General features: G+C 34.3%; 12 protein-coding genes. 7 read left to right on the top strand and 5 right to left on the bottom strand.

Features of this window, described 5'->3' with window-relative positions; all coding sequences use genetic code 11:
* Positions 1–92: 92 nt before the first annotated feature.
* Positions 93–818: a sulfite exporter TauE/SafE family protein gene (locus tag LW139_RS10690; RefSeq protein ID WP_167395474.1), complete on the top strand. Its 726-nt coding sequence runs from the start codon at positions 93–95 to the stop codon at positions 816–818.
* Positions 819–844: 26 nt separating this feature from the next.
* Here the strand turns inward: LW139_RS10690 and LW139_RS10685 are convergent, their stop codons facing one another.
* On the bottom strand, positions 845–1468 hold the full coding sequence (locus LW139_RS10685; protein WP_166541196.1) for a TetR/AcrR family transcriptional regulator: 624 nt from the start codon (positions 1466–1468) through the stop codon (positions 845–847).
* Positions 1469–1553: 85 nt separating this feature from the next.
* Between LW139_RS10685 and LW139_RS10680 the strand changes: the two genes are divergently transcribed.
* Together LW139_RS10680 and LW139_RS10675 are read left to right on the top strand one after the other, a co-directional pair.
* Positions 1554–2312 carry a DJ-1/PfpI family protein gene (locus LW139_RS10680; protein WP_247851189.1) on the top strand — a complete coding sequence of 253 codons (759 nt, stop codon included), beginning with the start codon at positions 1554–1556 and terminating at the stop codon, positions 2310–2312.
* Positions 2313–2392: 80 nt separating this feature from the next.
* Positions 2393–2989 (top strand): sugar O-acetyltransferase, encoded by a 597-nt coding sequence (locus tag LW139_RS10675; protein ID WP_247851188.1) that lies wholly within the window; start codon positions 2393–2395, stop codon positions 2987–2989.
* 47 nt (positions 2990–3036) lie between these two features.
* Here the strand turns inward: LW139_RS10675 and LW139_RS10670 are convergent, their stop codons facing one another.
* Both LW139_RS10670 and LW139_RS10665 read right to left on the bottom strand, forming a co-directional pair.
* Positions 3037–3804, bottom strand: a complete 768-nt coding sequence (locus tag LW139_RS10670) for a GNAT family N-acetyltransferase (protein ID WP_166541199.1) — start codon at positions 3802–3804, stop codon at positions 3037–3039.
* A 9-nt stretch (positions 3805–3813) separates the two neighbouring features.
* Positions 3814–4926, bottom strand: a complete 1113-nt coding sequence (locus tag LW139_RS10665) for an NAD(P)/FAD-dependent oxidoreductase (protein WP_247851187.1) — start codon at positions 4924–4926, stop codon at positions 3814–3816.
* A 546-nt stretch (positions 4927–5472) separates the two neighbouring features.
* Between LW139_RS10665 and leuE the strand changes: the two genes are divergently transcribed.
* Positions 5473–6120: a leucine efflux protein LeuE gene (gene leuE, locus LW139_RS10660; protein ID WP_247851186.1), complete on the top strand. Its 648-nt coding sequence runs from the start codon at positions 5473–5475 to the stop codon at positions 6118–6120.
* A gap of 77 nt (positions 6121–6197) precedes the next feature.
* Here the strand turns inward: leuE and LW139_RS10655 are convergent, their stop codons facing one another.
* A complete protein-coding gene (locus tag LW139_RS10655) occupies positions 6198–7220 on the bottom strand; it encodes a methyltransferase (RefSeq protein WP_244179656.1) in 1023 nt (340 codons plus the stop codon).
* Between the two features lie 374 nt (positions 7221–7594).
* On the opposite strand from LW139_RS10655, the gene LW139_RS10650 reads away from it, so the two are divergent.
* The 3 genes from LW139_RS10650 (at position 7595) to yqfB (ending at position 9511) form a co-directional block, all read left to right on the top strand.
* The gene (locus LW139_RS10650) at positions 7595–8203 is read left to right on the top strand and encodes a DNA-3-methyladenine glycosylase family protein (RefSeq protein WP_109408197.1); all 609 of its coding nucleotides are present in this window, start codon (positions 7595–7597) and stop codon (positions 8201–8203) included.
* 77 nt (positions 8204–8280) lie between these two features.
* On the top strand, positions 8281–9129 hold the full coding sequence (gene ada / locus LW139_RS10645; protein ID WP_109408198.1) for a bifunctional DNA-binding transcriptional regulator/O6-methylguanine-DNA methyltransferase Ada: 849 nt from the start codon (positions 8281–8283) through the stop codon (positions 9127–9129).
* A gap of 61 nt (positions 9130–9190) precedes the next feature.
* On the top strand, positions 9191–9511 hold the full coding sequence (gene yqfB / locus LW139_RS10640; protein WP_166541201.1) for a N(4)-acetylcytidine aminohydrolase: 321 nt from the start codon (positions 9191–9193) through the stop codon (positions 9509–9511).
* A 58-nt stretch (positions 9512–9569) separates the two neighbouring features.
* Here the strand turns inward: yqfB and LW139_RS10635 are convergent, their stop codons facing one another.
* The gene (locus LW139_RS10635; RefSeq protein WP_247851185.1) at positions 9570–11318 is read right to left on the bottom strand and encodes an ABC-F family ATP-binding cassette domain-containing protein; all 1749 of its coding nucleotides are present in this window, start codon (positions 11316–11318) and stop codon (positions 9570–9572) included.
* Between the last annotated feature and the right edge of the window lie 709 nt (positions 11319–12027).

The following is a 12027-nucleotide window of genomic DNA, read 5'->3' as shown; positions in this document are numbered from 1 at the left end:
AACTCACAGTACAGTGATATTTTATCACAGGTAAAAATAAAGAAGGCAGGTATGATAAAGCATCTTTAACTTATTGAACTTAAAGGATGATAATGAGTTTTATCGCGGTTATTTTATTAGCAGTGTTTTCTGGTGTTATCAGCGGAGTGGTTGGAACAGGTTCGTCTATTTTACTTATTCCTGCATTAACTTATGTATTTGGCGCTAAAGAGGCGGTGCCTATTATGGCTCTTGCCTCCGTAATGGGAAATTTATCTCGCATTTACTTATGGCGTCATAGTATCCGTTTTAAGCCACTTTTTTATTATTTATTACCCGGTATTCCCGCGGTTATTTTAGGTGCCAATACATTATGGGTTATGCCTGAAAAATGGCTCAATATCGGGATGGGGCTGTTCTTCATTCTGATGATCCCAATTATTCATTTATTACGCCAACATCAAATTAAAATGAAAACTTATCAAGTTATTATTGCTGGCGCGGTTATCGGCTATTTAACGGGAGTGGTGTTTTCTACTGGGCCATTAACTATTCCAATATTTTCTGCATATGGGTTAACACTAGGGCCATTACTAGCAACAGAAGCGGCCGCTTCGTTTATTATTTATCTCACCAAAGCCCTAACTTTTAGCCAACTTGGTGCAGTTAATAGTTTTATCCTAATTAGTGGCGTGTTAGTGGGTTGTGGCTTAACCATAGGCAATTTCCTTGGCAAAAAGCTGGTATTAAAACTGACACCTAAGCTATTCCAAGGGCTACTAGATGTCATGTTAATTTTTGCTGGTGGCTCACTGCTTTTTAATGGTTTTTTCTCTTAAATAACGAATGTAATTACTTATTTTCTTTATTGATCATAATAATCTGATAAATAAGGCGCTAATATTATTAATGAGAGATCAGCGAGTGGCAACAATTCATCAACTGTAGCTCCTGATCTTGCTCTTAAAGAAATGGAATGCAATAACGCAATCACCCCCAATGCAATGGTGTGAATATCAGTTCCTTCTTTTAGTTCACCGGCCTCTAACACTTCTTGCAAGGCATCTTCAACTTGCTGAGTTTGTGCATTAATAACCCGATTAAGCATATTTTTGATTGCAGGATCGGCAATTTCAGTTACTGCGGTTGAAAGTACCATACAACCAGTTAATCCATCATTATCTGTATAAAAATGGATGGCCGAATTCAGATAACGATTTACTCTTGCGGTAATTTTATCTTTCGGTGACTGTTTTTCTAATTCATGGCGATAACGCGTAGAAGCAATATGATTAAAGCGTTCAATGGCTTTTTCATACAATGCGGCTTTATTACCAAATGCAGCGTAAAGACTTGGCTTATTCATTTGAGTTTCAATGACCAAGTCATCCATCGATGTTGCAGTAAATCCTTTTCGCCAAAATAATGCCATTATTTTTTCAAGAGCAGCATCGCTATCATAACGACGAGGGCGACCTTTTTTTTGCATTTTATACCAGTTAGTAAGAAATTCATTTACTCAGTATAAAACAAATGTCATTATTTTACTAACCAGTACAAAATAGGAAAGTAAAATGAATCACAATGAAATGCAGTATGGAAAAAATATGCCCTCCATTATCAAACTTGTTGAAGATGGGCGTAAACAGCAATTAAAGCCATTGAAAATAGGTATTTTTGTCTGTCCAGGCTTTATGCCTATGGATATTAATGGCGCTCAATCAGTCTTTACGATTGCAAGTGCTGAAATTTATTTGATCTGGAAAAAGAAGGAGTTAGTTGAAGGGTATATTGGTTGGCCAACAATGCCCACCATGACTTTTGATGAATGCCCAGAAGATCTTGATGTACTCGTCGTAGGAATGGTACCACCAGAAATTGTTGAAGATGAAGATACACTGGCATTTTTTGCTAATATGGGTAATAAAGCACGTTATGTTATTGGTACATGTTACGGCTCTTTAGTTTTAGGTGCAGCAGGATTATTAAAAGGTAAAAAAGCAACCAGTAATTCAAATGTCGTTCCGATGTTACCTGATATGGGGGCCATAGCAGTAGAGGGAAGTGATGTTGTTATTGATGGCAATATTTATACTTCAGGGCCAGCCACAGGTTCGTTTGATGCCTCATTATTAGTATTAGAACAATTACTCGGTACACCTTTTGCTCAATTGGTTGAACTCGCGATTGAATATGATCCTCGTCCTCCTTTTGGAACAGGTTCCCCCACACTTGCAGGATCTGAAATGACTGCTATTTCACAAAGTTTGACCGCTAATCTAAATGCTCAATTTTATCAAGCCGCACGTAATGGTCTTAAAAAATGCCGTTAATTTAGGTTAATCCACGCTAGAATGAGGTGATAAATATTGAAGTTTATCTAAACTGTTTTATTCAATTTCGGAGTATCACAATGACAGAATACGAAAAAATGGTATCAGGCCATCTTTATCATGCATGTAAAGATGATAGTTTAGAGCCACTTAGAGTAAAAGCTCGCGAAATTATTTATGATTTTAATGTAACGCGACCATCTGAAGTTGAAAAAAGAAAGGCATATTTAAAACTGCTTTTGAGTAAAACAGGCGATAGCTTTACTATTGAACCCCCGTTTCATTGTGATTATGGTGAATTGATTGAAATTGGGGAGGGATTTTATGCCAATTTCAATTTAACGATATTAGATTGTGCGCCTGTAAAAATTGGAAACAATGTAATGTGTGCACCTAATGTTAGCATTTTAACTGCAACTCATCCGATCGATCCTGAAATACGCAGCAGTGAGCTCGAATATGCATTACCTATTACTATTGGCAATTCTGTATGGTTAGGTGCAGGGTGCATTATTTTACCCGGTGTAACTATTGGTGATAATTGTGTTATTGGTGCCGGCAGTGTAGTAACAAAATCTATTCCAGCTAATTGTGTTGCTGTTGGCAATCCCTGTCGTGTAATAAGACAAATCAGTGATAAAGATAAAACAGATGCAGAAAGAAGGTTGAAACTTTAATTACTAAAAATCAAGGCTCAATAAGTCTATTGAGCCTTATGATAAGGTTACTCTTTAATAAAACTTAAATAGTTAAAGAGTGATTGAAAACCAAACTTACGATATAGCGCTAAACCATCTGCGGATGCATCTAAGAAACAACGCTCTACACCTTGCTCACGGCAAAACTCTAAAACATGTTTAATCAAATGAGTAGCATAGCCATTGCCTTGATAAGCAACATCTGTCCCAATATCATCAAAACGCGCTAATTTATCATGTAACGTCAGCGTTAATGACGATACGGGCTGACCATCAACTAACAGAGCATAATGGAAAATAGCCGCACCATTATCTAATGCTTTTTGGTGATAACGAATATATTCATTAACAATCGTATCATCGCTATCATCTCCCACAGGGAACGCTGTTTTTAACGGATGCGCCCATTGTTCTAGGTTATGATTGGTGAGAATAATATCGCATGGATTATTTCGATAAGAAGGGTAAACCGCTTCTGACAATGTTAAATACATTGCTGTTGTCATACCGTCACCGGTATAGCCTGCATTTTTTATAATTTCTTCAAATTCAGGCAATAATGATTCAGGTAAAACCAGAATATGATCTTTTTTTTGCGATGAGAAAAGGGTACTGGCCTGCTGAAACGAGCTTTCTGTTGCGCCTTGACGTAAATAAATAAAGTTAAAAATTGGCGCATCCATTGGTGTCATAAAGCAATGAGTATGATCACCAATACGAATATTATTTTCACAAATTTCTGACCAAAAGGCTTTTTCTACTATTTTAAATTCTTTATACAGTTGTGCATCCATAATGGTTCTCTAGCTAAATCGTGATAAGCGATAAGGAGTTAATAAAGGATTCGCTTTTTCGTAAATCAGTTCTTGTGCAACCAATTTACATAATAAAGGTGACAACGTCACGGCGGCGTGCATAGTAACAAGATATAGTCCCTGATAAGGAGATATTTCTCCAATAATTGGCATTTCATCTTTAGGCATGGGTCTTTCACCAACAGCAACCTGTTCAATCGTTAGTTTACCTGTTTGCGTAAAATTATCATAAAAAGTCGCTTGTGCATGGAATGCAATGTGCTCAGGGTGATGTTCATCACTATTATCAATGTAATCCTCAGCCGCAATAATCTCATTTTGAGCAAAGTGACGTAACTCCATTTCTGGTGTTGAGATAATGCAAGGTAAAAACGGCGTTTCAGCATCTGTTGTTAATTTGAGTAAAATACTGGGTGATGCATATAAAGGTAAATTAATACTTTTTTCAGACAATAACGCTAAAGCGCCCACTCCCGCGGTTAAAATAACATGATCAGCATGCATTTTAATATTTTCTGTTTCTACACCAATAATGCGATGATCTTCTTCTATCAAACGAATGACTTCAGTGTTAGCTCTGTATTTTACGCCCATTTCTTGGGCTTGCCGTAATAATATGTCAATAACATGAAAAGGGTTCACAGCACCTTCATCACTTGCAAAAGCTGCTAGTTCAGGGGCTTTGGATAAGTTAGGTACTTTATGGATCAATTGTTCTTTATTTAATGCTTGGACATTAAAGCCAGCTTGGTGATGTGATTGAATAAATTGAGCAGTTTCTTTGTCAGAAGACATCCAACTTATTGCACCTGCCCAATCAATATTTAATTTTCCTTGAGTCTCTTTATCAAGTTCTCGCCAACAATGGATCGCTTCTGCTCGTAATTGTTGATAAGCATCTGGTCGCCCATAAGAGACATTTAGCCAAGCAAATGAAGCACTTGTTGCACCAGCTCCTGCATTGGTTTTATCTAATAAGATAATCTGCATGTTACTCATTTTCGCAAGATACCAAGCTTGCATTACACCAACTATACCAGCACCAACAATAATAATTTTCTTTTGTGTTTTTTGAGATAGCGATGAGGCGCTTATATCCATTTTATTCTCTTAACGGTAATAGGAAGTAAGGTAATTTTTATGCTAAATATAAAAAACAACACAGAATAATGGTTTTGAGAAAAATAATCTTATTTATCCTCTCACTTTTTGTGCTAATACATTCAATGATGCATTTATAAAAATCATTATTTTTCATAAAGATATTGACTGTTATTGCTTTTATTTTGACAATATTGGGTAGATGCAGATCACAAAAGGAATAAAAAACCATAACACAAAATAAACAATGGGATATTACCTCTTATATTTGTCTTTTTTATAGTTTATAAGACTATAATTATTTTTTATTTTGAATTTTATCACTGTTTAAATTTTAATTTCAGCATCATACTATAACGCACAGTCAAACTAGTTTTTTAATCCAATATGAATAAGTAAAAAAGACTTACAAACTGCTTTTTATTAACGAAAGCAGAGCAATTAACTTATTTTTAGTTTATATAAAGATTATTGTTTTACAAAAAAATTATTGTGGATATGATAGCTCATATATTCAGCATGTTATTTTTTTAAAAAAGGCGTCGTATGTTAGAAAGTATCGGTATTTCAAATATTTGGACATACCTTTTAGGCGTTATTTTTATTACCTTAGTACCTGGTCCAAACTCGATTTTCGTCCTTACTTCCAGTGCGAAGCATGGGGTAAAAGGGGGGTATAAAGCCGCTCTTGGTGTTTTTACGGGTGATGCATTATTAATCTTTTTGGCGTTTTTGGGGGTAGCTTCATTAGTCAAGACTTCACCCGTTTTCTTTATTGTTATTAAATATGCAGGTGCTCTTTATTTAACCTATTTAGGTTTGAAGACATTATATGCAACGTTTCACAAGAAAAAAGAAACAACTGAACAAGTATCAGAAGTGGCAATCAAAGCAAAAGATGGTCTTTATGTTAAGGCGTTATTTTTGAGTATGCTTAACCCAAAAATGATCATTTTTTATGTTTCTTTCTTCATTCAGTTTATCGATCCTAAATATGAAAATGCAGGTGTTCCATTCTTTGTATTAGGTGCGATTTTAGAAACATGCAGTATGCTTTATTTATCAGTTCTTATTTTTGGCGGTGTTGCTATTACCAATAAAGTAAAACATAACAAACGATTAGCATCATTATCAAATAGTTGTATAGGTGCGGTGTTCTTACTTTTTGGTGCCAAACTTGCTTTAACAGCATAAGAATATAGTTTTAGTTAAAAAGGTCACTATAAAGTGACCTTTTTTGATCTCTCTAATTTATTAGAGAAAAAATTTTATTATTTGATAACTACTTCTAATATTGAATTATATGTCTCTGTTTTGATAAATTTATTAATTTTCAAATCTGCTTTATCTAATAACTTAATAAATTCTTCTTCAGTGCGCTCTCCTGATTCAGGAAACGCACTAACACAAAGAAGATCCATGTATTTTGCAATATCAGGAATATTCTTCTTAAAAACGACAGGTTCAATAATAAGTATTTTTGAATCTTCTTTCATTGCCTCACGGAAATTTTTAAATATTTTAATGACACTTTCATCATCCCAATCATGAATAATATACTTAATTAAATAAATATCTGATTCAGGGTATTTACCAAATAAATCTCCAGGGACTAATTTCCAGCGGCTATCATCACCTAACTCTACTAATTTAGTGCGTTCTAATACATGTTGACGATCAAATAACTGACCTTTTAAAGTTGGATTATTTTTTAATACTTCTAATAATAATCCTCCTAAACCTCCTGCAATATCAGTAACAATTTTATTTTCAGGAAATTCATAATATTTAATAATGAAGTAATTTTCTATTTTTGAAAGTGAGCTCATGCCAGCCTGAAAATCATGATCTTCTCTTGTATTATCTTGCCAGTATTGATAAAAGGACATTCCATACAAGTTTTCAAAAGCCGGGTTACCTTGCACTGATTCAGTTATATCGCCGACAGGTCGCCATAATGTTTCATTCGTTAACATTAATATGGCATCACGTAAGCTATATTCGTGATCACTTAATAAAAATTGCCCGGCAGGAGCAAGAGAATAATTAAGATTTTCAGATTCATAAAGTATGTTCTCTGACGCTAGCATTCTTAATATTCTATTTAAAACTGAAGGAATAGAGTTTGTTTCTTCTGCAATCTCATTGATATTTTTAGGACCGTCTTTCAATAAATCAGCAATTTTTAATTTAGCAGCAACTCTTAACGCACCAGGTACGGTAAAACTCATTGATTTTTTCATTAAATCTAAAGCTGCTGATTTGTTTTTTAAATTCAAAGTACTATTTCTCATATTAAACCTTATAATTAGATGTAGTTAATAATTGATATAGAAAATCATTAAAGCAAATAAATTATAGATGATTATTTAATATTTTTTATTTTATATTTCGTTTTTAAACTTAATGGTTTTTAATTGTAATAATATTTATGTTCTATTATCATATAACAAAACAAGTTCCTCTCGTTAATGTAATAATATGAAAAGATATTAATTTAATTATTTAATATCTTTTTATTCTATTGATAGAACAGTAATGCCTACACTAGGAAATTGTTACTATCTTATTAGATCTACATAAAGGAAAAAGCAAAAAATGGAGTGCATAGTATCTCTACTTTCACGTTATACTAATTTTAATGTTTCCAGTTTATCTGAGTGAATTTATGTACTTCCAATATGGTGAAAAAGAGATAAAAACCTTAAAACAGCGTGATAAGCGTTTAGCTGCACTCATTGAAAGAATGGGGGATATTAAGCGTCCTATTACACCTGATTTATTTACAGCATTAGTTAAAAATATTATCGAGCAACAGATTTCTGTTTCTGCTGCCATAACGGTGCATCAAAGGCTATTGAATTTATGTGAAGGTGTCTATACACCAGAACGTATTAGTATATTAACTGAACAAGAAATTCAGCAATGTGGTATGACAATGCGCAAAGCAGGTTATATTATTGGCATTGCAAACTCAGTAATCTCTGGGGAATTAAAATTAAATAAAATTCCTGATATGACAGATAAAGAGGTTATTGATACTTTAATTCAATTAAAAGGTATTGGGGTTTGGACAGCAGAAATGCTATTAATTTCTTCACTTAATCGACCAGATATTTTGAGTTGGGGAGATTTAGCTATTCAACGTGGGATTATGCGTCTTTATCGTCATAAAACATTAGATAAAACACGCTTCGAACGCTACCGAAAACGCTATTCACCCTACGGTTCTACGGCATCACTTTATTTATGGGCATTATCTAAAGAGCCAGAGTAATTGAGCAATAAACGGAGTTCTTTATTCATTATGTCTGCCGATAATAGCCATAATTCCGCATTTAAAGGACTACCATAATGGAAAGTAAACATAATCAACTTATTGAGCAAGCTTGCCGTTTTATTGAAAAAAACAACGGTGATGTTTCACTAGCTCGTATTGCTGAGCATGTTATGGCTAGTCCATATCATTTTCATCGTTTATTTAAATCAACGATGGGGATCACGCCAAAAGATTATGCTAATGCTTATCGCCAAAAATTAATAAAAAAAGCATTGGTTCAAGATGGCAGTATTACAGATGCGATTTATCAATCAGGCTTCAATGCTAATAGCCGTTTTTATGAAAATGCAGCTGCAATATTAGGAATGACGCCAACAAATTGGCGTACAGGCGGTAAGAATATTGCTATCTTTTTTGCAATTGCATTGTGCTCTTTAGGCAATATTCTTGTGGCTCAAAGCGAAAAGGGGATTTGCGCTATTATGCTAGGAGATGATGCAGAACAGTTATTAAAAGATTTACAAAAACAATTTCCTCTTGCTGAATTAATTGGTGCAAATAAAGAATTTGAACAAATAATAGCCCAAGTTATCGGTTTTATTGAATTACCCAAACAACCGCTATCTTTACCTCTTGATATTCAAGGTACTGTTTTTCAACAAAAAGTATGGCAGGCATTATTAGATATCCCTTTCGGCAGTACTATGACATATCAAGAAATTGCCAATAAAATAGGTTCCCCTAAAGCATATCGTGCGGTAGCAAATGCCTGTGCAGCTAATAAACTTGCTGTGGCGATACCTTGTCATCGTGTTATTCGTCAAAATGGTGATTTATCAGGTTATCGTTGGGGAATTGAGCGTAAAGCTAAGTTACTTCAGGTGGAGGCATTAAATAACTCGCCAATAGCCAAAAAAGAGTAAAGAGTAGTTATTGCATGATAAGATAATTAGTAATTTATCAATAAGTATATGAGTTAATATTATGTCGGCAATACCAACAGAAATTACTTTTTTTGAACGTTTAATTCCTTCTATTCTTGAAGAAAAAAAAGTGATTACCATCCGAGATGAAAACGAAAGTGATTACAAACCAGGAAGCATTGTTGAATTATTTGCTAACGAACATCGCACTTACTATGGAAAATTGAAAATCATAGCGGTATCGCCTTTATGCTATGATGATATTAATGAGTATCACGCACAACAGGAGGGTATGACACTTCCTGTGTTGAAAGCGCTTATCAAAGATATTTATCCGACAATTCAGTCTTTATATCTTATTGAATATGAATTAGTAAAATAAGAACAATAAAAAAGGATCACGATGTGATCCTTTTTGTTTAAACAAAATCCCATCTATCTTAAATCAATTTAAGTGCATGTTTTAGCTGGCTAATCTCTAATTTCCATTGAGTTTGTAAAGCCGGTTTTTGATGACTTGTTTTACGCGCTAAATCAGCCTCTAACTTATCTTCTAGCTCAATTAACTTAAAGAGTTTTTTATCATCATCATCATGTGAAACTAATGGCATTGATGAGATATTCTGCGAGTTATTGAGTTTATCCATTAGCAGAACTTCTGGTGTTTCTTCTTCTGAAATAAGCTGATAAATGGCTTCAATATCATGATGTTCTGTTAAGACACCGTTGTGAATATACCAAAAACGATTACAGCTATTTTCAATCAATTCTCTATCATGGCTAACTAATAAAACACCACCAGGAAATTGACTGATCTGTTCAGCTAATGCTTTTTTACCTTCCATATCAATATGGTTAGTGGGTTCATCTAGCATAAGAAAAGAATACTTAGCTAAACTTAGTCCAACAAATAATAAGCGAGCGCGCTCACCACCACTTAATGTACTAATTTTTTGCTCATGTCTAGTATAAACAAAGCCTGCACTAATCAGTGCCATTTTACGTTGTTCATCTGTTAATGGAGCAAACGGTTTTAATGCATCAGAAAGAGTATCATTATCAATTAATTGAGCAATTTTTTGATCGTAATAGCCCAGCTCAACACGAGGATGCAACCTTATTTCACTTTGTTCATTTGCTTTAACTGAACTAAGTGACCAGATCATCTTCAATAGTGATGATTTTCCGGTTCCATTAGCACCGATTATTGCCACCCGATCACCACTTTTGATACGCTGATTTTCGACAGTGTATAAAGTTGGAGTGTTTTCAGCAGGAATAACAGCGAGCTGATTTAATTCACAAAGTCTATCCGCTCGTAACGTCGTTCCAGAAAATTGTAATATCCATTGATTTCCGTCCGTCACTTCAGTTTGTTCATCTTTTAAACGAACGATATGTTTTTCCATCTGTTTGGCTTTACGAGATAAATTTTCGTTATCATAAACATGACCCCATATTGCGAGTTGTTTTGCACTTTGGGCTATTCTATCTATCTCTTTTTGTTGTGCATTATGACGATGTTGTGCACTAATATCTTGCTCTTCTTGCGCCACTCTAGCTTGAGAGCAGGGTAAACGAAAAATAGATAGCGATTTATCACGAATGATCCATGTACAATTCGTTACGTTGTCTAATAACGTATTATCATGTGAAACCAAGATAAAACTACCACGCCACTGTTTTAAAAATGTTTCTAACCATAAAATAGTCGGCAAATCGAGATGATTACTCGGCTCATCAAGTAATAATAAATCAGGCTCAATAATTAACGCTCTCGCTAATAATAAACGAGTGTGTTGACCACCACTTAATTGTGAAACAAGTAGATCTTTCTCGTGAAGTTTAAATCCCATTTCACTTAGCAATAACTCAGCTCGCCAGCCTTCAGATAATCTGTATTCTTCAGGAAGTTTATGAAGTACAGCATCCATTAATGTCATTGGCTGTAGCTCTTGGGGAAGGTGTTGCTCTATATAGGCCATTACGGTTTGATTAGCAATGGAAATAACGCCTTCATTCGGTGTTAATTGATGTGATAAAAGTTTTAATAATGTACTTTTTCCACAGCCGTTATGGCCAATTAAACCAATTTTTTCACCTTTAATTAGAGCTAAAGAAATATTATTTAATAACAAACCGTAGTTATTATGGAAAGACAGATTTTGTGTAGATAATAATGTGCTCATAGCTTACTCATTTTTAGGCGTAGCAACGCCTTGGGTAATATCTTGCGATAACCCTGTAAGCTGAGGAGAGGTAATAGTTAACGTCGCTCAGGCAGGTTAGCGCAGTAAAATACTGTGAGAGCCTGAGCTGTGGCGATTACCAAAGAAGTGTGAGTATTCAATAAGATCACACAAAAGCATAATTAGCCTCCTTCTCTAAGTTTAAAAGTTAATCGGTAATGTAATTCTATCAAGATAGATTTCTGATATGCAATCCTGCAAGAAAAACAAAAGGTATCATTTTGTGTGAAAGTCCGCTATTTAAGCGGACTTAAGATAATGACGAACAAATAAAGAACAATTTCTATCTATTATCGGTATTCGTTGATTGGCGCGAAGTAGAGCTATTTCATCTAAAGAAAAATGAACTTGCTGTGACAGCTCAGAACATCACGATGATATTCACGCTTAATTCCTTTACGTCCTATCAAGTTAATAAGTTCTTTTTCTCATAATAGCGGATTGCTAAAGAAACAATACCCGTTGTTTTTACAACCTCGGTAATATCCATTTCAATCGATTGTTTTATATCAGACATGGCATTTAGCTTATGCGAATAACTTTGTTGTTATCGCTTTAAAGAGTGATGTTTTTACACTCTAAATCATAGAATTTCATCATTTTATCGTGATTTTTCGCAGATAAGAACTATCTACCTACATTGGGGGTT

The organism is Proteus vulgaris (assembly GCF_023100685.1).
GTDB lineage: Bacteria > Pseudomonadota > Gammaproteobacteria > Enterobacterales > Enterobacteriaceae > Proteus.
The sequence above is the reverse complement of the archived record's forward strand: the minus strand, read 5'-3'. Positions and strand labels throughout refer to the sequence as shown.

Bases quoted from the DNA above. Each gene is read 5' to 3' on its own strand.
- LW139_RS10690 (WP_167395474.1), top strand. From the start codon at position 93: ATGAGTTTTATCGCGGTTATTTTATTAGCAGTGTTTTCTGGTGTTATC.
- LW139_RS10685 (WP_166541196.1), bottom strand. From the start codon at position 1,468: ATGCAAAAAAAAGGTCGCCCTCGTCGTTATGATAGCGATGCTGCTCTT.
- LW139_RS10680 (WP_247851189.1), top strand. From the start codon at position 1,554: ATGAATCACAATGAAATGCAGTATGGAAAAAATATGCCCTCCATTATC.
- LW139_RS10675 (WP_247851188.1), top strand. From the start codon at position 2,393: ATGACAGAATACGAAAAAATGGTATCAGGCCATCTTTATCATGCATGT.
- LW139_RS10670 (WP_166541199.1), bottom strand. From the start codon at position 3,804: ATGGATGCACAACTGTATAAAGAATTTAAAATAGTAGAAAAAGCCTTT.
- LW139_RS10665 (WP_247851187.1), bottom strand. From the start codon at position 4,926: ATGGATATAAGCGCCTCATCGCTATCTCAAAAAACACAAAAGAAAATT.
- leuE (WP_247851186.1), top strand. From the start codon at position 5,473: ATGTTAGAAAGTATCGGTATTTCAAATATTTGGACATACCTTTTAGGC.
- LW139_RS10655 (WP_244179656.1), bottom strand. From the start codon at position 7,220: ATGAGAAATAGTACTTTGAATTTAAAAAACAAATCAGCAGCTTTAGAT.
- LW139_RS10650 (WP_109408197.1), top strand. From the start codon at position 7,595: ATGTACTTCCAATATGGTGAAAAAGAGATAAAAACCTTAAAACAGCGT.
- ada (WP_109408198.1), top strand. From the start codon at position 8,281: ATGGAAAGTAAACATAATCAACTTATTGAGCAAGCTTGCCGTTTTATT.
- yqfB (WP_166541201.1), top strand. From the start codon at position 9,191: ATGTCGGCAATACCAACAGAAATTACTTTTTTTGAACGTTTAATTCCT.
- LW139_RS10635 (WP_247851185.1), bottom strand. From the start codon at position 11,318: ATGAGCACATTATTATCTACACAAAATCTGTCTTTCCATAATAACTAC.